General features: G+C 67.2%; 18 protein-coding genes and 1 pseudogene. 7 read left to right on the forward strand and 12 right to left on the reverse strand.

The annotated features are described in order from the left end of the window. Nucleotides 1-2 precede the first annotated feature (2 nt). A complete protein-coding gene (locus ABD683_RS04295; RefSeq protein ID WP_344767616.1) occupies nucleotides 3-1,286 on the forward strand; it encodes an MFS transporter in 1,284 nt (427 codons plus the stop codon). Here ABD683_RS04295 and ABD683_RS04300 read toward each other — a convergent pair. After that, nucleotides 1,264-2,679 carry an MFS transporter gene (locus ABD683_RS04300; RefSeq protein ID WP_344767618.1) on the reverse strand — a complete coding sequence of 472 codons (1,416 nt, stop codon included), beginning with the start codon at nucleotides 2,677-2,679 and terminating at the stop codon, nucleotides 1,264-1,266. The two genes, ABD683_RS04295 and ABD683_RS04300, sit on opposite strands and share 23 nt — an antisense overlap. A 59-nt stretch (nucleotides 2,680-2,738) precedes the next feature. Here ABD683_RS04300 and ABD683_RS04305 point away from each other — a divergent pair, with 59 nt between their 5' ends. Further along, nucleotides 2,739-3,203 (forward strand): winged helix-turn-helix transcriptional regulator, encoded by a 465-nt coding sequence (locus ABD683_RS04305; RefSeq protein WP_344767620.1) that lies wholly within the window; start codon nucleotides 2,739-2,741, stop codon nucleotides 3,201-3,203. An 8-nt stretch (nucleotides 3,204-3,211) separates the two neighbouring features. Here ABD683_RS04305 and ABD683_RS04310 read toward each other — a convergent pair whose 3' ends face one another. The 4 genes from ABD683_RS04310 to pdxH all read right to left on the reverse strand — a co-directional run bounded on the left by ABD683_RS04310 (nucleotide 3,212) and on the right by pdxH (nucleotide 7,393). Continuing rightward, a complete protein-coding gene (locus ABD683_RS04310) occupies nucleotides 3,212-3,892 on the reverse strand; it encodes a DedA family protein (protein ID WP_344767622.1) in 681 nt (226 codons plus the stop codon). A 730-nt stretch (nucleotides 3,893-4,622) separates the two neighbouring features. Next, the gene (locus tag ABD683_RS04315) at nucleotides 4,623-5,099 is read right to left on the reverse strand and encodes a hypothetical protein (protein WP_344767624.1); all 477 of its coding nucleotides are present in this window, start codon (nucleotides 5,097-5,099) and stop codon (nucleotides 4,623-4,625) included. Then, nucleotides 5,093-6,709 (reverse strand): RHS repeat-associated core domain-containing protein, encoded by a 1,617-nt coding sequence (locus tag ABD683_RS04320; RefSeq protein WP_344767626.1) that lies wholly within the window; start codon nucleotides 6,707-6,709, stop codon nucleotides 5,093-5,095. Before ABD683_RS04320 ends, ABD683_RS04315 begins: the two co-directional genes overlap by 7 nt. Nucleotides 6,710-6,748: 39 nt before the next feature. Continuing rightward, on the reverse strand, nucleotides 6,749-7,393 hold the full coding sequence (gene pdxH / locus ABD683_RS04325; protein ID WP_344767628.1) for a pyridoxamine 5'-phosphate oxidase: 645 nt from the start codon (nucleotides 7,391-7,393) through the stop codon (nucleotides 6,749-6,751). Nucleotides 7,394-7,429: 36 nt separating this feature from the next. Between pdxH and ABD683_RS04330 the strand changes: the two genes are divergently transcribed. Together ABD683_RS04330 and ABD683_RS04335 are read left to right on the forward strand one after the other, a co-directional pair. Then, on the forward strand, nucleotides 7,430-8,536 hold the full coding sequence (locus ABD683_RS04330) for a citrate synthase 2 (protein ID WP_344767630.1): 1,107 nt from the start codon (nucleotides 7,430-7,432) through the stop codon (nucleotides 8,534-8,536). 81 nt (nucleotides 8,537-8,617) lie between these two features. Then, the gene (locus tag ABD683_RS04335) at nucleotides 8,618-9,517 is read left to right on the forward strand and encodes a hypothetical protein (RefSeq protein WP_344767632.1); all 900 of its coding nucleotides are present in this window, start codon (nucleotides 8,618-8,620) and stop codon (nucleotides 9,515-9,517) included. A 136-nt stretch (nucleotides 9,518-9,653) separates the two neighbouring features. Here the strand turns inward: ABD683_RS04335 and ABD683_RS04340 are convergent, their stop codons facing one another. Next, a complete protein-coding gene (locus ABD683_RS04340; RefSeq protein WP_344767634.1) occupies nucleotides 9,654-10,448 on the reverse strand; it encodes a transglutaminase-like domain-containing protein in 795 nt (264 codons plus the stop codon). 12 nt (nucleotides 10,449-10,460) lie between these two features. Beyond that, nucleotides 10,461-11,585 (reverse strand): hypothetical protein, encoded by a 1,125-nt coding sequence (locus ABD683_RS04345; protein WP_344767636.1) that lies wholly within the window; start codon nucleotides 11,583-11,585, stop codon nucleotides 10,461-10,463. 22 nt (nucleotides 11,586-11,607) lie between these two features. Here ABD683_RS04345 and ABD683_RS04350 point away from each other — a divergent pair, with 22 nt between their 5' ends. Both ABD683_RS04350 and ABD683_RS04355 read left to right on the forward strand, forming a co-directional pair. After that, nucleotides 11,608-11,871 carry a FitA-like ribbon-helix-helix domain-containing protein gene (locus tag ABD683_RS04350; protein ID WP_344767638.1) on the forward strand — a complete coding sequence of 88 codons (264 nt, stop codon included), beginning with the start codon at nucleotides 11,608-11,610 and terminating at the stop codon, nucleotides 11,869-11,871. After that, entirely contained in the window at nucleotides 11,868-12,281 is a 414-nt protein-coding gene (locus tag ABD683_RS04355) for a type II toxin-antitoxin system VapC family toxin (RefSeq protein WP_344767640.1), read from the forward strand. The genes ABD683_RS04350 and ABD683_RS04355 overlap by 4 nt, the downstream gene beginning before the upstream one ends. Here the strand turns inward: ABD683_RS04355 and meaB are convergent. From meaB to ABD683_RS04370, 3 genes and pseudogenes are all read right to left on the reverse strand, one after another. Then, complete coding sequence (meaB, locus tag ABD683_RS04360; RefSeq protein ID WP_344767642.1) at nucleotides 12,269-13,240, reverse strand: methylmalonyl Co-A mutase-associated GTPase MeaB; 972 nt, start codon at nucleotides 13,238-13,240, stop codon at nucleotides 12,269-12,271. The two genes, ABD683_RS04355 and meaB, sit on opposite strands and share 13 nt — an antisense overlap. Further along, nucleotides 13,241-15,334: pseudogene (gene scpA, locus ABD683_RS04365) on the reverse strand (methylmalonyl-CoA mutase); the annotation flags it as partial. A gap of 86 nt (nucleotides 15,335-15,420) precedes the next feature. Beyond that, nucleotides 15,421-17,220, reverse strand: a complete 1,800-nt coding sequence (locus ABD683_RS04370) for a methylmalonyl-CoA mutase family protein (protein WP_344767646.1) — start codon at nucleotides 17,218-17,220, stop codon at nucleotides 15,421-15,423. 78 nt (nucleotides 17,221-17,298) lie between these two features. On the opposite strand from ABD683_RS04370, the gene serC reads away from it, so the two are divergent. Further along, nucleotides 17,299-18,405: a phosphoserine transaminase gene (gene serC, locus ABD683_RS04375; RefSeq protein WP_344767647.1), complete on the forward strand. Its 1,107-nt coding sequence runs from the start codon at nucleotides 17,299-17,301 to the stop codon at nucleotides 18,403-18,405. Nucleotides 18,406-18,504: 99 nt separating this feature from the next. Here serC and ABD683_RS04380 read toward each other — a convergent pair whose 3' ends face one another. After that, on the reverse strand, nucleotides 18,505-19,020 hold the full coding sequence (locus ABD683_RS04380; protein WP_344767649.1) for a gamma carbonic anhydrase family protein: 516 nt from the start codon (nucleotides 19,018-19,020) through the stop codon (nucleotides 18,505-18,507). Nucleotides 19,021-19,038: 18 nt separating this feature from the next. Continuing rightward, a complete protein-coding gene (locus ABD683_RS04385) occupies nucleotides 19,039-20,511 on the reverse strand; it encodes an NCS2 family permease (RefSeq protein WP_344767651.1) in 1,473 nt (490 codons plus the stop codon). Between the last annotated feature and the right edge of the window lie 42 nt (nucleotides 20,512-20,553).

Here is a 20,553-nt window from a genome sequence, read left to right on the forward strand (position 1 = left end):
ACGTGCCCCGGCGTCTCTCTGGTCTGCTCGCTGACACGCGGCCACTGCGCAACGAGCACTACCGACGGTTGTGGACTGCCAACATCATCACGGTGATCGGGGCACAGCTGACCGTGGTCGCCGTGCCCGCGCAGATCTACGCCGACACCGGGTCGTCGGCCTACGTCGGCCTCGCGGGTGTCTTCGGGCTCGTTCCTCTGGTGATCTTCGGCCTGTACGGCGGCGCGTTGGCTGATGTGTTCGACCGGCGCACGCTGCTGATCATCACGACGCTCGGGTTGATCGTCACCAGCGCGCTGTTCTGGGCCCAGGCCGCGGCCGGCAACACCAACGTCTGGCTGCTGCTCTCGCTCTTCTCGGTGCAGCAGGCGTTCTTCGCGGTCAACCAGCCCACCCGTAGCGCGATCATCCCGAGGCTCGTCGAGCCTCACCTGCTCCCGGCGGCCAACTCACTCGGCATGACCGTGACGATGGCAGGTTCGATCGCCGGGCCTCTCCTCGCCGGCGTGCTGATCCCGGTCATCGGCTTCGAATGGCTCTACCTGATCGACACCTTCACCCTGTTCGCCACGCTCAGCGCGGTGATCCGCCTCCCGCCGATGGCGGTCGTCGACGCCGTACGGGAGACTCCCGGCATACGAGCGGTCATCGAGGGTTTCGCCTACCTGCGCACCCAGCCCGCGCTGCTGATGTCGTTCGTCGTCGACCTGATCGCGATGGTCTTCGGCATGCCGCGTGCGCTGTTCCCTGAGATGGCGCACGTCGACTTCGGCGGCCCCGACAACGGCGGCCTGGTCTTCGCGCTGCTGTTCGCGGCCATCCCCGCAGGCGCCGTGGTCGGTGGAGTCCTCAGCGGCTGGGTGTCGCGGATCGAACGACAGGGCTTCGCGGTCGTCGTGTGCATCGTCGTCTGGGGAGTCGCGATGGCCGGTTTCGGGTCGGCTGTGGCGCTCGCCGACCACTGGCACACCACGATGCTGGTCCTGGCCCTCGTGATGTTGGCGATCGGCGGTGCCGCCGACACCGCCTCGGCCGCGTTCCGGTCCAGCATGCTGCAGTCCGCGGCCGACGACGCGATGCGTGGCCGGCTCCAGGGTGTCTTCATCGTCGTGGTTGCGGGTGGACCACGCATCGCCGACACCGTGCACGGCGTCAGCGCCGCGGCGGTCGGCACCGCGGCGGCTGCCGCAGGTGGCGGCGTGCTCGTCGTGGTCGGCGTGGTCGTCGCGTCACTCGCGGTGCCGTCGTTCGTGCGCTACCGCCTCACGAGGTCAGTACCGGGCTGACCTCGCGCGGACGCGCAGACATGCCGAGCGCAGAGACGGCCGAGAGCACCAGCACTGCAGCCGAGACCCACCACGCCACGACGAAGCCGTCCCGCGCCGCGACACCCTGGTCGTTGCCGACGATCGCGAACAGGACGCTGATGCCGACGACGAAACCGATCTGGCGCGACATCGAGACGATGCCGCTGCCGGTTGCGGACTGGTCCGGCGGGAGGTCGCGGGTGGCTCCCGCCAGGAGGTTGGGCATCGCGAACCCGACACCGACGCCGCCCAGTGCCCAGCCCGGCAGGTACGTGGTGAGGTACGCCGGCTCGATGCTCATCGCCAGCGCCAACCACACCAGGCCCAGTGCGCAGATCAGCGAGCCGATCGCGACGAGCCGGGCGGGAGTCATCGCCGGGAGCAACCGGTGGGTCAACGCTGCCGTGACGGGGACGAGCGCTGGGCCGGCGGCGATCGCAAACCCGGTCCGCATCGCCGAGTAGCCCCAGATCTGCTGGAGCCACAAGATGCCGACCAGCAGCATCGAGGCAAATGCGATGTTGAAGGCGAACATCGCCAGGTTGGCGTACCGGAACGACCGCACCCGCAACAGCTCCGCGTGGATGACGGGAGACCGGTGCCGGCTCGACCGCTGGGCGAACACGGCGCCGAGCGCGACGGCTCCCACGAAGGACCACACCGTACGGCCGCTCGCCCAGCCCCAGTCGTGGCTCTTGGTCAGCCCGAGCGCGAGCAGCCCGACCGAACCGGCGAAGACCGCTGCGCCCACGAGGTCCGGCCGCTCGGCTTGGTCATCGGGGCGTACGTCGACCATCACCGCGATCGCCAGCCAGAGCAGCAGGACGCCGACCGGGATGTTGATGATGAAGACCCATCGCCACGAGAGCTCCGTCAGCACGCCGCCGATGGTGGGCCCGATCGCGGCCGCCACCGCGCCGGTCGCGGCCCACAGACGTACGGCACCGACTCGCTTCTCCGCCGGAAGCGCGGCCATCAGGATGCTGAGGCTGGTCGGTGTCATCGCTGCGGCGCCAGCAGCCTGCACCGCGCGGAATCCCACCAGTGACCACACGTCACCGCTCCATGCGCAGGCGCCACTGGCGAGCACGAACACCGCGAGACCCCCGACGAACATTCGCTTGCGGCCATACCGGTCGGCGAGGCGGCCGAACGGGACGAGCAGCGACGCATACACGACGGCGTAGGCGTTGAGGACCCAGCTCAGGTCGCCAGCTGTGGGACCACCTGCGCGCCCGATCCCGAGGTCACGGCCGATGTCGTCGAATGCCACGTTCACGACGAAGAGGTCGAGTCCGGCGACAAAGGCTGCCCCGACGGTGGCGAGCACGATGAGACGGGACGATGTCGCTGGCTGACTTGGCTTCTCCATAGCCAGGAACCTTAGAGGTCTGACTATGGATTTGCCAAGCCAGCAACTATTGTTGCCCCATGCCCGTACGTCTCGAAGGCCGTCTCACCCGTCCCGACCGCCCGGCTGCAGGCGACTACTGCTCCATCGATCGGGCCCTGCAGGTCGTCGGCACTCGCTCGGCGATGCTGCTGCTGCGAGAGGCGTCGTACGGAACGACCCGGTTCGACGACTTCGTCCACCGTGTCGGGATCACCGAGGCCGTGGCGTCGTCGCGACTCCGCGAGCTCGTCGAGGCGGGCCTGCTCGAGCGCCGGCCCTACCGGGAGCCCGGACAACGCACGCGGCACGAATACGTCCTCAGCGAGAGCGGCGAGGACCTCGTGCCGACCCTGCTCGCACTCGCCGACTGGGGTCGGAAGCACGCGCCCAAGAAGGGCACGCCGACGTTCACCCACCACGACTGCGGAGCCGACGTCAGCGTGACGCTGCGGTGCGCTGCCGGACACGACCTCGGCACGGACGAGCTGGTCGTCCGCGGCTGACGTCCGTCCTAGAAACCGTGCACGTCGCCGATCAGCGGCGCGAAGGTCGACCGGTACGGACGTGCACCGGACGCAAGTTCGAGGGACGCAACGTCCGGAGCGGCAGCCACCGGACGTACGCCCACGACGGTGCGAATGATCAGCACCGGGACCACGGCTAGTGCCAGGAGCACCAGCAGCAACCAGGAGGCGCGGCCGAACGTGTCGGTGGTCACCGAGGTGACCATCGCGACGATCGAACCGCCTCCGACGTAAGCCGCTGACCACGTCGCCGAGCCCGCGAGGGAAGCGGGTGCGAAGCGGCGGTACTCAAGGCCCGCCGTTCCTGCGGCGGCCGGGGTCAGCGTTCGGATGATCGGCACCAGGCGGGTGAGGAACACCGCCGATGCGCCGCGACGGCGCAACATTGACGTGGCCCGATCGAAGTTGTTGACGCCGAGACGGCGAATGGCCTTGGTGTCGCGGAGCTTGTCTCCGTACTTGCGGCCCAGGAGATAGCCGACGTGGTCACCCATGCTGGCACCGATCATCACGGCAACGCCGAGCAGGACCATGTCCGTCGTCGAGCGCATGGAGGCCGCCAGGACGACCACCGCGGTCTCTCCCGGCAGCACCATGCCGAGGCCGAGGCCTGACTCAGCGAACGCCAGACCGAGCCCCAGCACCAGCGTCAATGCCACTCCGGTCATGTCTCCACGGTGATCGGGCAAGGCAACACGTTGTGGCCTGCCGGATGGACTGAAGGTGAACAGTGGGCAACGTCGCGAACGACTGGAAGGCACCGGTATCCAACGCAGGTTATGCGGTTTGTGCGATCGTCGGATCGCCGCGAGACGCAGGACGACCACTAGCACGAACCAGGCGGTCGCTGCCTGAGCGAAGCCGCTCCCCACTACTGACACTCAACGCTCGGTAAGAAACACAGCTTCGCGCACCTTGGGTGAGAGTTCGACGACTCGAATTCGCTTGAGGGTGCGTCCAAGTTCGCGCCGAAAGTCCTCAGTCAGAGGATTCAGCGGAACCTCAATTGTTGCCCCGTCTTTAGCGCGAACCACAGGTTGCTGCTGGTGTACGGGACCCAATCGCTACAGCACCTGCGACCACTGCTGCCAACAAACTGAGCCACGGGACAAAGGGCAGTAGAACAAGGGCGCCGAGCACGAGCCAAACAGCCCGGTTCCGAGGCGGCTACGCCCAAGATCCAACTCAAAAGCCAAGGCTCAATCCTTCTTCCTACGAGACGGGATCTGGGCAGTGACATTGTGGCCCCACCAAAGGGTCACAATTAGCCCGCGAGAAAGCGTCTTGTTTCGTGATCGGCCAGCTCGCGTCCACGCAATTCCATACGCCCCGCCAAGTTTTCCGTCCACTCTCCGAGCGATGGCAGTTTGATCTTCTTGGCCAGACACTCTCAATTTGTCAGCATTCGACCGCTTTGAAAGCGCTCGAATCAACGCGTTCGTCCTCACTTGTGAACCATTGATCGCCATCGAGGGAGGGGATCTCGTTCAACTTCCATTCTGACCCGGCGGTGCGGGTAGGACCACCTGCGAACTTCGAGTCGAATTCGAGCTCAAAACGGTCCCCTTGAATCGAGTCGATTACACTATACGGGACGACTGTGACCTGCAGTCCGTCTTTCGCTGGCGCAACGCCTGTGCTCGTCCAAACGGTTTCTCCATCGGCGGACGATAAGACTCTGAACGATGTCAGGCTTTCCCCTTCGCATAGTCGAACCGCATGCTGCAGTTGCCCGCCGGAAATCCGTACGCCGATCACAGGTGCTTCCGGCGAAGTCGGCGCTACGCCGCAGCCCGCTGCGAGAGCGAGGATGAAACCGGCCGCAAGTCGCTTGGCAGCCTCGAAGCGTATGAACCTCCCGGTGATGCTCAGCACTTATAACCTCCATCCCGCAGCCCCGCAGCTATCTCATACTTGTTGTAGCAGGCATTGCCTCCCGCCTTGCGGTACTTCCTTATGAAGGAAAGCCCATGCCTGTCCCATTGCCTTACGTGTTCTCTCTCATGTTTGAGCCGTTTAGACGACCTGTATGCGCGATTGCTACTAGTGGCATAGGTGGTACCAACGGTCGTCCCACCCCGTCCCCATATCTTGAGCTTGGCGCCATAACAGACGTTCATGCGCCCCGACTTATAGCATTTGGCTCCGAGCCTTCTGTTGGCGTACTTGTACAGGCCGCCCAGTGCCGTGGATGCAGCCCTATTGACTTTTCTGGGTGCCCTCTTTTTGACCGCTTTGTACCCCTTCTTTAACCAGTTCCAGGCAGATTCGCCGTTGAGGTCGAATTTGTTGATGGGGTCGGTGGGGTAGGTGTAGGTGTTGTCGTTGCCGCCCTCGACCGGGTCCCTACTCAGGAAGCGACCGGTGGTTGGGTTATACAGTCTGGCGCCCATCAGCGTGAGTCCGCCGATGGCGGTGCTGTCGCGTTGTTTAGCGCCGAGCCACGCGTAGCGTCCGGGGGTTCCGGTTCCGGCGCGTTTGAGTCCGTATTCGGTGTACTCAGACGCCGACTCAATACCAGCGAAGTTCAAGTCGGTGACCATTGCGACGTCGCCGTGAAGGTTCGCGAATTGCAGCTTCACCGACCCATCGGAGGACGCGATCGCCGCCAGATCCCCGCCCAGGCCAGAGACGTTGCGCGCCCACGCTGTGGCCCACGCCGTTGATGCGTCGGGGCGGGTCTTTGTCTCCGTCCACGCCGGAGAATCAGACGAACCGTCGTAATGATCTGTCGACTCTCTCAACGACACCCCCCCGGTGAGATTCTTGGTCACCGACAACCGACCCGACACATCCAGCGTGTAATCCTGCGCCTTCACCACACCCGACACGGTCTGCGACATGGTCGCGACCATGTCGTCCGCGTGATAGCCGACGGTCACGTTCCCACCACCCACCGTGGTGGTGTTGGAACCGGGCAGCGTGGTGGTGCGCCCCAGAGCGTCGTACACATACCCGCCCGTCGTCAGACGGTCAGCGGCGTCGAAGCTGCTCGTGACTGTTGATGCCGCTGTGCTCGTCTGGCACACACCGCCAGATCCTGGCGCATACGTCGCCAGGCTCTCGCGGTTGGAGTCGCCACTGAACCCATACGACCTTGTAGTGCACTGACCAAACAGGTTGTCCTTGGCCTTCACCAACCGGTCCCGGTCGTCGTACTCATACGTCTGGGTCGACCACACCGACGCCAACGTCCTCGCACGACCGTCAGCGTCGTGCGTCTGCACCTCAGCGGTGATACCGACGCCATCGCGGTAGTAGATCTGCGACTTCTCGCTGCCCTCGATGTCAAACGTGCTGAGGGTCTTCCATCCACCCGGAGAGTTCTGCTCAAAGAGGTTTCCGGCCGCATCGTAGGCACCCGTGAACGCCGAATCGTTGTCATTGCCCAGACCCACATCCATAGCGGTCACCAGACCACGGCGTTCGGACTTGCCCGCCGCATCGGTCCCGTTGTACGTGTAGGTGGTGGTGCTCTTCCTCACGGTGTAAACCAGAGTTTCTATTGACCGAACAGTCGCTGATCAGGGGGCGAGGCGTTCGCGGGTCCACGCAGACCCGGCGCGTACGTAGCGCAGCCGGTCGTGGAGGCGGGACTCGCGGCCCTGCCAGAACTCGATCGACTCCAGCTCGATCCGGTAGCCGCCCCAGTACGCCGGGCGCGGCACCTCTCCGTCCCCGTACGCCCTGGCCGCGTCCGCGTAGTAGGCGACCAGTGCGGAACGGTCGGCGATCACGGTCGACTGCGGCGACGCCAGAGCGCCGAGCTGTGAACCGTGAGGACGGGAGTGGAAGTACGCGTCGGAGTCCTCGTCGGCGATCCGGGTGACCGGCCCCTCGACGCGCACCTGCCGCTGCAGCGGGTGCCACAACATCGCCGCCGCAGCGCGCGGATTGGCCTCGAGCTCGTGGCCCTTGCGGGACTCGTAGTTGGTGTAGAACGTCATCCCCGAGTCGTCGATCCCCTTGAGCAGGACGATGCGTACGGACGGCCGCCCGTCCGGCGTCGCCGTCGCCAGCGCCATGGCGTTGGGCTCGTGGATCTGCGAGCTCACCGCGTCGTCGAGCCAGCGGCCGAACAGGTGCAGCGGATCGTCCCCGGCCTGCGACTCGTCGAGGCCGTCGCGGGCGTACGTCTCACGCATTCGAGCCAAATCAGGGGACTCCATGTGACCACGGTATCGGCGCAGGGCAGAATGCAGAGCATGACTGAAGTGCACCACGGACTAGAAGGCGTCGTCGCGTTCGAGAGCGAGATCGCCGAGCCCGACAAGGAAGGATCCGCGCTGCGCTATCGCGGCGTCGACATCGACGACCTGGTCGGCCGTGTGCCGTTCGAGAAGATCTGGGGCCTGCTGGTCGACGGGACGTACGAGCCCGGCCTGCCGCCCGCCGAACCCTTCCCGATCCCGGTCCACTCCGGCGACATCCGCGCCGACGTACAGTCTGCGATCGCACTGACGGCACCCGCCTGGGGCCTCAAGCAGCTCTATGACATCGACGACGTCCAGGCACGTGAGGACCTTGCCCGCACCGCGGTCATGGTCCTTTCCTATGTCGCGCAGGCCGCCCGCGGCGTCGGCAAGCCGATGGTGCCGCAGTCGGAGATCGACAAGAACGACACGATCATCGGCCGCATGCTGACCCGCTGGCGCGGCGAGGTCAACCCCGATCACGCCAAGGCCATCGACGCCTACCTCGTGTCGGCTGCCGAGCACGGCATGAACGCCTCGACGTTCACGGCCCGCGTCATCGCCTCGACGGGCGCCGACGTCGCCGCCGCCTTGTCCGGTGCTGTCGGCGCCATGTCCGGACCCCTGCACGGCGGAGCCCCGGCCCGCGTGCTGACCATGATCGAAGAGGTCGAGAAGTCCGGCGACGCCACGGCGTACGTCAAGAGGCTCCTCGACAGCGGCGAACGTCTCATGGGCTTCGGTCACCGCGTCTACCGTGCCGAGGACCCCCGTGCCCGTACGCTCCGCCGCACCGCCAAGGAGCTCAAGGCGCCACGCGCCGAGGTCGCCGTGGCACTCGAGGAGGCTGCCCTCAAGGAGCTGCGCGAGCGTCGTCCCGACCGCGTGCTCGAGACCAACGTCGAGTTCTGGGCCGCGATCGTCCTCGACTACGCCGAGGTCCCGCCGCCGATGTTCACCGCGATGTTCACCTCAGCCCGCACCGCCGGCTGGAGCGCCCACATCCTCGAGCAGAAGCGCACCGGTCGGCTGATCCGCCCGTCCGCGATCTACACCGGCCCCGCCACCCGCAAGGCCGACGAGGTCGAGGGCTGGAACCCGGCCTGGGCCAACAAGTAGGTCCTGCTCGTCGTCGGGCACGGGTCGCGCGCCCGACGGCTCTGGGCAAGCCGGTGGCCCCGGCTCACCTATGCTGACCCGGTGAGGACCAAGTGGCTGACCGCGTTCGCGGGAGTGGTCACGGCTGTGGTGGTGGTGAGCGTCGCGATGGGTTTCGCGACACCCGACGGCTCGGTCGGAGACGGTCCCACCCCCAGTCGTACGCCCACCGCGACCTCGTCCCCAACGCCGAGTGCCACGCCCACGGCCGACGACAAGCCAGCCGGAGACGTCCTGGCTCCTGCTTCCGTCAGCGGGGTCTGGCCGGGCCGTCCCGCAGCAGCCGCGCTCACCGGGACCTCCGTCAACTGGTGCCCAGCTGTCAAGACCACCGGTTCCGGCGAGGCGCGACGGGTGTTCGGTGACAAGGCCGTCGACGCCGCAGCCTGCGCCGCCGTCCGGTTCGTCTTCGAGAAGCGCTACTCGCCGCTCTCGATCCCCCGGCAGTCCTACAAGCGTTCCAGCTTCGACGTCGTCCTGAAGTCCTTGAGCGCCGAGACCGCATCGGGCGTCTACCGTCCCCGCATCAACGCGTTTGTCGCCAACCCCGGAAGCCTCGCCGCGCGCGATGCCCTTGGCCTGGTCCTGCTGCGCGGCAACGGCACGTCTCACGGTCACACGTCGGCCGGATCCGGCCGGGTCTACTACGGCAAGGCCTACACGACCGACGGCTACCGCGGCCGCGCCGTGTGGATCAACCCGAAATGGTCCAAGGTCGCGATCAGCGTCGACCGGTCGCTCGCCACGCCGCGAATCGCCGCGACACTCACGGCCAAGGCTTCTCTGCCGGTGTTCAACCCGGCGGCCGACCGCGACGACATGCTCACGGTCGCCACCTCGGCGACGTATTACCTGCGTCACGGCGGAGGCAGCACGTGGTCGATCGGCGGGTGGACCGTCACGACCAACACGGTCGGGTTCGCCCCGCTCAAGGTCAACTGATCGCTTGACTTCGCCCTCGGGAGTAGTTACGAAAGACGAGAGGGTCCTGGTTCATTCGAGTTGCTTCCTCGCGTGGTAGGTCCCACTGGGCGGCGCGGGGGCGCTCCCAGCTTCCGCGTCGCCAGCCCAGCCCGGGTCAGACCAGCTGCGCCAGCTGCGTGGTGTCGTCGCGCGGCAGCACGTCCGCCACGGCCATCACCTGCATCGACAGCAGATCGACACGTGCTCCGTACTGCGACAGGAACGCCGTCTCGGCCGCGTCCTGCCCCGTGGCGATGCGCAGCAGGCTCTGGCGGGGCGCCAACGCCGTGGCGTCGACAACGTGCCAGGCGTCCTCGATGTAGGCCTCGGCCACGGCGTGGAAGTCCATCGGGTAGAGCCCGGGCGCGTAGACCGAGGCCAGGCGGGCGGGGACGTCGAGGCCACGCAGCAGGGCGACCACGAGGTGCGCGTAGTCGCGGCACACCCCCTCGCGGGCCAGCATCGTCGCCACGGCTCCGTCGGTGTGCAGGCTCGATCCCGGAACGTACGAGAGGTGCGACGTCACCCAGGAGGTCACGGCGTCGAGGAGCTCCTTGCCGCTGACTCCGGCGAACTCTGCCTGCGCGGTGGAGAACAGGGTGTCCGACTCGCAGTAGCGACTGGGTCGCCGGTATCCGATCAGGTCGAGCTCGTCCACGGGCGCCGGCTGGGCATGTCCTGTCGCCACGGCCGAGTAGTCGATCGTCATCTTGCCGGTCGGACCGGTCAGGCGGTGCAGCCGTGTGCCGTGGCGGCCGATCAGCTCGCGCGCCTCCAGCTCGCCGTTCGCCGACGAGATCGTGAACGACTCCGCCTCCAGCTCTGCACCCTGGGCGACGGCGATCGAGAAGATCAGATCGGCAGGGTCGTGAAGCTCGAGCTCGAGACGGACTGAGACGGATCGCTTCACCGCCTCAGCCTTTCACATTCCTGGCGGTGCCTCGACCAGAGCGGAGTTGACCCGTACGGTGCCCGTGCCGTACTTCGCGTCGAGCTGCTCCTGCAGCCGGCCGCCCTGGTCGACGATGACGTCGACGTCGACCTGATCGTTGCCGGAGGATGAGCCGAGCAGCAGCTTCCCGGCGGCCCTCCCAGCCTCGTCCTGGATTCTCTGCAGCTCGTTGTTCGTGTGCTTGGCCTCGCTGACGCACAGCGCGCCCTTCCAGACGTTGCGCATCGCGGTCTCGGCATCCTTGGCGTCCTTGGTCACCCGGAGGTTGAGGATGGTCTTGTTGGGATCGTTCTCGATGCCCTTGTTGAACTGTTGGTCGAGCCACAGCTCGGAGTAGCCCGGGATCGTCTCGGCGAACGGCGCAGCCCGATCGACGGCGAGCTCGTCGAGCCGGGGCCGATCCTTCGGGAACCACCCTCCGGCCGGCTCCGGGCACGGGGTCGTGAAGTCGCGCATCGGCTCCTCCGGCTGCGCATCCGACTCGTCCCACGCCTTCGGCGGACGGGTCAGGATGAAGTCGCCGCTGACGTACACGCCGTGCACGACGTACAGCCCGTCCTTGCTCTCACCGATCTCCGTCGTCGGCTTCGTCCGGGTCCAGTCCCAGTTGGTGATGTCGGGTCCGCCGCACTGGACGGGGTACGACGTTGCCACGGCGCCGAGGCACAGCTGCGGGCCATGGTCCTTGTTCTCGAGCACAGTTCCGAAGCCTCGGTACTCCTGCTCCTCGCAGGTGCCGACAGGTCGCGGCAATGTCGTGAGCTGGAAGGTGTCACCGACGTCCTTGCCCTCGAAGCAGAAGTCCCCGAACCGTGCACCAGCCTCACCGGCCGCGCCCCAGACCTTGTCCCAGTCCCAGTTGGAGATGACGGGGCCCTCGCACTGCGGTGGCGCCGACTCGCGGACGGGGCCGGTGCACAGGATCGGGCCATCGCCACCGGGCACATCTGTCACGGTGGCGCGCTCGACCGTACGGACCGCTCCTTCGGAGGGATGCGGTTCCGAGCCGCACGCAGCCAGCAGCGTCAGCATCAACACGGCGACGAGAGTGCGCATGCCTGAGTATGTCTGTGGGTGGTCGATCGTCTCGGTCACCGAATGCATGTAGACTGCATGCATGAACCTCGCACTCCAGATTCGAGACGTCCCCGAGGAGATTCGCGACCTGCTCGCGAAGCAGGCGGCGGCCAAGGGGCAATCCATGCAGGCGTACCTGCTGGACATGGTGCGCCGCGAGGCGCAGCTCGCGATCAACGTCGAGATGTTCGAGCGCACTCGTGACATCCGCTTCCCGATTCCGCCAGAGCTCGATCCAGTCGCGATCGTCCGAGAAGGTCGTGACGGCGGCTTCGAGATCGACCGCGACCAGCTCGTCGAGTGATCGTCATCGACGCGTCCGTCTGGGCGACAGCGCTCGCGGACTCCGGCGAGATCGGGCAGGTCTCGCGTGATGCCTTGCGTCGCGATCCGGACTGGTGGATGCCCGCACACGGGCCAACCGAGGTCCTTCGCACCTTGCGACGCTTCGAGCTGGCAGGCCACTTGACCCCTGACGAGGCGACTCGCGCAGCGACCGAGGTGACCACATCCTCAACGCGCTATGCGATCCCGGACACGTCGATGCTGGTCGCCACCTGGAGTCTCCGCCACAACATCAGCCTGTACGACGCGCCGTACGTCGTACTCGCAGCGATGCATGGCTGCCCGCTCGTGACCCGTGACGCAAAACTCGCCACGGCTGCTCGAGCTAAGGGCGTGCAAGTGATCGAGCCCGGCACTCAGCTGTCGTAGGCCTCGAGGATCTTGTCGGCTGCCGTTGCTGCGGGCATCTCGCCGGACAGGACGGCTTCGCGCACCTCCGCACGTACGGCAGCCACCGCCTCGTCGTTGCGGAGGCGCTGGTCGAGCTCGTCGCGTACGAGGGCCCAGGTGAAGTCGAGCTGCTGGGCGGCGCGCTTGGCCTTGAGCCCGTCGTCGCCGAGCGACGCACGGTGCTCGAGGACCCGAGCCCAGACCTTGTCGATGTCGATGCCTTCGAGTGCCGAGCAGGTGAGCACCGGCGGCACCCATTCCTTCGAGCCGCTGAAGACGAGTCGCATCGCTCCGGCGAGGTCCTTGGCGGCTGCGTTGGCCTCCTGAGCCCGGTCACCGTCGGCCTTGTTGACCGCGACGACGTCGACGATCTCGAGAATGCCCTTCTTGATGCCCTGCAGCTGGTCGCCGGAGCGGGCGAGCGTGAGGAACGTGAAGGTGTCGACCATGCCGGCGACCGTGATCTCGGACTGTCCGACCCCCACGGTCTCGATCAGGACGACATCGAAGCCGGCCGCCTCGAGCACGGTCATCGCCTGGCCGGTGGCCCGGGCGACACCGCCGAGGGTGCCGGCGCTCGGCGAAGGGCGGATGAACGCGTCGGGGTTGACCGAGAGCCTGGCCATGCGGGTCTTGTCGCCGAGCACGGAGCCTCCCGTACGTACGCTCGACGGGTCGACGGCGAGCACGCCGACGCGGTGACCCTGCTCGACGAGATACATGCCGAGCGCCTCGATGAATGTCGACTTGCCGACGCCGGGCACACCGGAGATGCCGACGCGTACGGCTCCCCCTGCAGCAGGATTCAGCAGTCCGAGCAGCTCGCGCGCCTCGGCCCGGTGATCCGTGCGGCTCGACTCGACCAGCGTGATGGCCCGCGAGATCGCCGCCCGCTTGCGCGCACGTACGTCCTCGGCGAGCTGGGCGACATCGACCATCTAGTGCGTGAGGTTCTGTCGGAGTCGGTCGAGCAGGTCGAGCGCCGAGTCGGCGATGACGGTGCCCGGCAGGAACACCGCGGCAGCACCCATCTCCTTGAGCGTCTCGACGTCATCGGGCGGGATGACGCCGCCGATCGACACCATGATGTCGGGACGACCGAGATCGGCCAGCGCCTGCTTCAACGCGGGCAGCAGCGTCAGGTGACCGGCGGCGAGGCTGGAGACACCGACGATGTGCACGTCGGCGTCGACCGCCTGCTGGGCGACCTCCTCGGGCGTCGAGAACAGGGGGCCCACGTCGACGTCGAAGCCCATGTCGGCGAACGCCGTGACGACGACCTTCTGGCCGCGGTCGTGTCCGTCCTGCCCCATCTTGGCGACGAGGATACGAGGACGACGGCCCTCGGCCTTCTCGAAGTCCTCGGTGGCCTTGACGACGGCGGCGACGTTGCCGGACTCGCCGGCCTCTGCGCGGTACACACCTGAGATCGTACGGATCACGGCCTGGTGACGCCCGTAGACCTTCTCCAGCGCGTCGGAGATCTCGCCCACCGTCGCCTTGGCGCGTGCGGCGTTGACCGCCAAGGTGAGCAGGTTGTCGTCGAGCGAGCCATCCTTGGCAGAGCCGCGCTCCGCGCTCGCCGTCAGCGCGGCGAGGGCTGCGTCGACATCGTCGGTGTTGCGCTCGGCGCGCAGGCGCTCGAGCTTGGCGATCTGGGACGCGTACACCGCCTTGTTGTCGACCTTGAGCACGTCGAGCGGGTCCTCGTCGGCGAGCCGGTAGGTGTTGACGCCGATGACAGCCTGCTGGCCGGAGTCGATGCGCGCCTGCGTACGGGCGGCGGCCTCCTCGATGCGCATCTTGGGGATGCCGGCCTCGATGGCCTTCGACATGCCGCCGGCCTTCTCGACCTCCTGGATGTGGGCCCAGGCGCGGTTGGCGAGGTCGTGGGTCAGCTTCTCGACGTAGTAGGAGCCACCCCACGGGTCGATGATGTCGGTCGTGCCGGACTCCTGCTGCAGCAGCAGCTGGGTGTTGCGGGCGATGCGGGCGCTGAAGTCGGTCGGCAGCGCGATGGCCTCGTCGAGCGCGTTGGTGTGCAGCGACTGCGTATGCCCCTGCGTCGCCGCCATCGCCTCGATCGCGGTGCGGCCGACGTTGTTGAACACGTCCTGCGCCGTCAGCGACCACCCGGAGGTCTGGCTGTGCGTACGCAGGCTGAGCGACTTGGCGTTCTTGGGGTTGAAGTCCGAGACGAGCTTGGCCCACAGCGCACGGGCCGCACGCATCTTGGCGATCTCCATGTAGAAGTTCATCCCGATCGCCCAGAAGAAGCTCAGCCGCGGGGCGAACGCGTCGATGTCGAGGCCGACGTCAAGGCCCGCGCGGATGTACTCGACACCGTCGGCCAGCGTGTAGGCGAGCTCGAGGTCGTTCGTCGCTCCGGCTTCCTGGATGTGATAGCCCGAGATCGAGATCGAGTTGAAGCGCGGCATCCTCTGCGCGGTGTAGGCGAAGATGTCGGAGATGATCCGCATCGACGGTGCCGGCGGATAGATGTAGGTGTTGCGCACCATGAACTCTTTGAGGATGTCGTTCTGGATCGTGCCCGACAGCTTCTCGGGGGGTACGCCCTGCTCCTCCGCGGCGACGATGTAGAGCGCCAGCACCGGAAGCACCGCGCCGTTCATCGTCATCGAGACGCTCATCTCGTCGAGCGGGATGCCCTCGAAGAGCTTGCGAGTGTCATAGATCGAGTCGATCGCGACCCCGGCCATGCCGACGTCGCCGACGACGCGCGGGTTGTCGGAGTCGTAGCCGCGATGCGTCGCCAGGTCGAACGCCACGCTCAGGCCCTTCTGGCCCGCGGCGAGGTTGCGACGATAGAACGCGTTGGACTCCTCGGCGGTGGAGAAGCCGGCGTACTGGCGGATCGTCCAGGGCTGCGTCGTGTACATCGCCGGATAGGGACCGCGCAGGAACGGCGTCAGCCCCGGGTAGGTGTCGAGCGCGTCGAGGCCCTCGAGGTCGGCGGCGGTGTAGAGCCCGTCGACGTCGATGCCCTCCGGCGCTGCCCACGGCTCGGCGCCGTCGGTGGCGCTGGCGTACGCCTTGTCGTCGACCTCGTACGGCTTCTCGGGATCGAGCGGCAGGCCCTTGAAGGTCTTGGGGACGCTCATGCTTCGAGCTCCTGTCGGATCGAGCGGAGGAACGCCAACGCGTCGTCCCCCACGGCAGCGCTGGCGTCGACGTCGAGGCTGTTCTTGCCGGCCACGACGACGTACGTGGCGCCCGCGGCACGCAGGGCGGCAACCAGGTCAGCGCCCCACTCGTCGTACGCGGTGGCGTTGCCCGTGAGGCAGACGACCGGGACGTTGCCGGCCTCGTTGTAAGCCGCGACGACCTGGTCGACGCCCTCGGTCGGCCCGGCCGTGGCGGTGTCGACACCGCCGGCGGCGAACAGGTTGGCGGCAAACGTGGCGCGGGCCGTGTAGGCAGCAACCGTGCCCATCGTCGCGAGGAAGACCGGCGTCGACGCGCGGTCGTCGCGCATCGCCTCGTACTCGCCGGCATAGCGGTGCACGTCGAGCTCCTCGGCGTACGGGCGGCGCTCCGGCAACGTCTCGTGCAGGTTGGGGAACTCCGAGACACCCGTGATCGGACGCGTGCGCGTCGCGATCGCGAGGGCGCGCTGCGATGCTGTCTCCTCGACGTGTGAGCGTACGAGGGCCAGCGCCGCATCGAGGCTGTCCGTCGCGTCGATCTCGCCGAACAGCTCCCAGGCGGCGCGCGCGACGTCATCGGTGAGCTTCTCGACGGCGTACGCGCCACCGGCGGGATCGCTGACCTCGGCGACGTGCGACTCGCTGATCAGCAGGCTGGAGGTGTTGCGGGCGATGCGGCGGCTGAACGCGTCGGGCAGGCCGAGGCGCTCGTCGAACGGCAGCACCGTCACCGACGTGGCACCCCCGACGCCGGCGGCGAAGGCAGCGACGGTCGTGCGGAGCATGTTCACGTACGGGTCGTACTTCGCCATCATCGGGCGCGAGGTGACGGCGTGCTGGAGCTGGCCGGTCGGTGCTCCTCCGCTGAGCTCGACGACCCGGTTCCACAGCCGGCGGGCGGCGCGGAGCTTCGCGATGGTCGGGAACTGCTCGTCGGTCGCCGCGTAGCGGAAGTCGATCAACGCCGCTGCGTCGTCGACGTCGAACCCGGACTCGACGAGCAGGCGGAGGTACTGCGCACCGGCGGCCATCGAGTAGGCGAGCTCCTGCACGTCCGAGGCGCCGGCATCGTGCACCGCCGTCGCGTCGACCGTGAGCGCCCGGGCATCGAGGATGTCGGCCAGCTTGGCGACCTTGGCGATGACGTCGAGGTCGGTGACGCCGCGACCGCGGAACGTCGCCCCGATCGGGTCGACGCCGAAGCTGGTGCCGGGTGCCGCGTCGACCCCTTTGTCGCTGATCACGGCGAACAGGGCGCGCGCTGCCTCCACCGGCTCGTGGGGTGCTTCGAGGACCACGGGTGCGAGGTCGACGAACACCGGCTCGAGGATCGCGGCCAGCGCGTCGATGGGTATGCCGCTGGTACCCACCGACAGCCACAACGAGTTGACGCCGTTCTCCAGGTCGGTGACCACGTCCTGCTTCGTCCGCTCCACGTCGGGGTCGGCGAACCACGCACGTACGTCCCACCCGTCGAGGTCGCGCGTCGCCGTGCTGCCGCGCGTGAACGGGGCCTGGCCGGGGAGCCCCGGATCCGGCAGGCCAGCCGTCAGCGACGGGGTGCCGAGGGGCGAGACCGTGATGCCGTCGAGCGTCGTGGTGGCGAGCACGTCCCACACGTCGGCGTCAGGGGCGTCCTCACCGAGACGGCGGGACTTGCGCAGGACCGCGGCGGTCTCCTTCTCCCACTCGGCGGACGTGTGGGAGGTGCCGTCCGCGAGGTCGACTTCGATGGCTCGTGCGTCCGACATAAGGGGCATCGTACGAGTCGGCGCGCGTGCGCGGCCACCGGATGTGACCAATGTGACCCACGCTGCGAGACTTGCTCCGTGAAGATTCCCGCAGAGCTGCTGCCACGCGACGGGCGATTCGGGTCCGGCCCGTCCAAGGTGCGCACCGAGGCGCTCGACGCCCTGGCCGCGACCGGCTCGTCGCTGATGGGCACCTCGCACCGCCAGGCACCCGTCAAGAACCTCGTGGGCAGCATCCGCGAAGGCATCGCCGACCTGTTCACGCTGCCGGAGGCATACGAGGTCGTGCTCGGTGTCGGCGGCTCGCACGCGTTCTTCGACGCCGCGATGTTCGGCCTGATCCGCGAGCGCAGCCAGCACTTGGTGCACGGCGAGTTCACCGGCAAGTTCGCCAAGGCCGTCGCCGCAGCGCCGTTCCTCGCCGATCCCGACGTACGCGAGAGCGACTTCTCGACCCACCCGGACCCGGTCGCCACCCCCGGTGTCGACACGTACGCCTGGGCCCACAACGAGACCTCGACCGGCGTCATGGTGCCGGTCCAGCGCGTACCGGGAGCCGATGACGGCGCACTCGTCGTCATCGACGCCACCTCGGGTGCCGGCGGCCTGCCGGTCGACATCGCGGCGACCGACGTCTACTACTTCGCGCCGCAGAAGTCGTTCGCCGCCGACGGCGGCCTCTGGATCGCGCTCATGTCTCCCGCCGCGATCGAGCGTGCCGAGTCGATCAAGGCCGGTGGGCGACACATCCCCGGCTTCGTCGACCTGCCGATCGCGATCGACAACTCCCGCAAGAACCAGACCTACAACACCCCTGCCCTCGCCACGCTGCACCTTCTCAACAGCCAGGTGCAGTGGATGCTGGAACAGGGCGGGCTCGACTGGGCTGTCGGTCGTACGACGGACTCGTCGACGCGGCTGTACGAATGGGCCGAGGCGTCGACGTACGCGACACCATTCGTCACCGATCCCGCTGACCGCTCGTTGGTCGTCGGCACGATCGACCTCGACGGCGTCGACGCGTCGGCGATCACCGGCGCCCTGCGCGAGAACGGGATCGTCGACATCGACGGCTACCGCGGACTCAACCGCAACCAGCTGCGCATCGCGATGTTCCCCGCGATCGACCCCGACGACATCAGCGCGTTGACGGCCTGCATCGACCACGCGGTGGAAGCGCTCTAGTCCCAAGATTCCCAGCAGGTGTCAGGAATCTGGCACTCCACCCTTGTTGCAACGAGGGTGGAGTGCTGGTTTTCGAGGACCTGCTGGGAATCTTGGGACTCAGCTGACCACGCCAGCCCGATGGAGGTCGCGGTGGTGCTCGTAGATCTCGGAGTTGTGGTGCAGCGCGGCGACCTCGTCGTCGCTGAGCTCACGGCGCACCTTGCCGGGCACGCCGGCAACGAGTGAACGAGGCGGGATCTCCACGCCCTCGGAGATGAGCGCACCCGCGGCGATGAGCGACTCGGCGCCGATGACGGCACCGTTCATGATGATCGCGCCCATGCCGACGAGCACGTGGTCGCCGACGGTCGCACCGTGGATCACCGCGCCGTGCCCGACCGACACACCCTCGCCCAGCAGCACCGGCTTGCCCTTGTCGACGTGGAACACGCAGTTGTCCTGCACGTTCGACCTCGCGCCGATCGTGATCGGCTCGTTGTCGGCGCGCAGGACGGCTCCGTACCAAACACTTGCTCCCTCACCGATCACGACGGATCCGGCGAGAGTTGCGTTGGGTGCCACCCACGCGCTGTCGGCCACCTGTGGTGCGTTGTCTCCGAGAGCGATGTGCATGGCACCCAACCTATTGCGTCAGCTCACCCAGCGGGTGATCGGATCGATCGCGAAGTACACGACGAACAGGATCCCGATCAGCCACATCAGCGGGTGGATCTCGGCGAGCTTGCCCTTGACCACCTTGATCACGACGTACGCGATGAAGCCGGCGCCGATGCCGGCGGTGATCGAGTACGTGAACGGCATCAGGACGATCGTGAGGAACGCCGGGATGGCGATGTCCGAGTCGTCCCAGCTGATGTTCTTGACCTGGCTCATCATGAGGAACCCGACGAGGACGAGCGCCGGGACGGCCGCCTCGTTCGGGATGTGCTCGACCAGCGGGATCGCCAGCGTCGACAGCAGAAACAGCACACCGGTGACCACCGAGGCGAGGCCCGTACGAGCGCCGTCGCCGACGCCCGACGCCGACTCGATGTACGACGTGTTGCTCGAGATGCCCGCCGCACCGCCGGCCGCGGCGGCGACCGAGTCGACGATCAGGATCTTCTGCGCACCCTCGGGGGTGCCGTCCTTGTCGTTGAGGCCCGCCTCGGCGCCGATCGCCGTCATGGTTCCCATGGTGTCGAAGAAGTCCGCGAGCAGCAGCGTGAAGACCAGCAGGCAGGCCGTCACGGCGCCAGCGCGCTCGAAGCCGTCGAACAGGTTGAAGTCACCCAGCAGGCCGAAGTCGGGCTTGGCGAAGACCTTGTCCGGCCACTCGGGAACGTTGAGGTTCCAGCCCTTCGACTTCGGGTCGCCCAGGCTGCCAGGCGTGTCCGTGATCGCCTGGACGATGCCGGCGATGATCGTCGTCACCACGATGCCGATGAGGATCGCACCGGGGATGCCGCGCGAGTAGAGCGTGATCATGATCAGCAGGCCGATGACGAACACCAGCACGGGCCAGCCGGCGAGATTGCCCCCGATGCCGAGGTTGACCGGCGGGGCGGCGAGACCGCTCGTACGCACGAAGCCCGCATCGACGAGCCCGATGAAGGTGATGAACAGGCCGATGCCGACCGCGATGGCGGTCTTGAGCTGCCTGGGCACGGCGTCGAACACGGCCTTGCGGAATCCGGTCAGCACCAGCACCAGGATGATGAGGCCCTCGAGCACGACGAGGCCCATCGCGTCGGCCCAGGTCATCTGCGACGCGACCGAGAACGCGACGAACGCGTTGAGGCCGAGCCCGGTGGCCAGCGCCAGCGGGAAGTTGGCGACGACGCCCATGAGGATCGTCAGCACGCCGGCGACCAGCGCGGTCACGGCGGCGATCGTCGCGAAGCCGGACCCCGGTTCGGAGCCACCGCCGAGGAAGTTGCCGTCCACGTCGGCGACGTTGGACAGGATGATCGGGTTGAGCACGATGATGTAGGCCATCGTCAGGAAGGTCACGGCACCGCCGCGTACCTCTCGTCCGATGCTCGATCCGCGCTCACTGATCTTGAAGTACTGCTCCAGCGCGTTGCCGCCGCTGGGCTTGGCCTTGCTCGTGGTGCTGGTCATGGCGCCCCTGTCTCGTGGTCTGTCGACAACGGAGCATGCCAG

It is taken from the genome of Aeromicrobium panaciterrae (assembly GCF_039537165.1).
In the GTDB taxonomy this organism is placed as follows: Bacteria; Actinomycetota; Actinomycetes; order Propionibacteriales; family Nocardioidaceae; genus Aeromicrobium; species Aeromicrobium panaciterrae.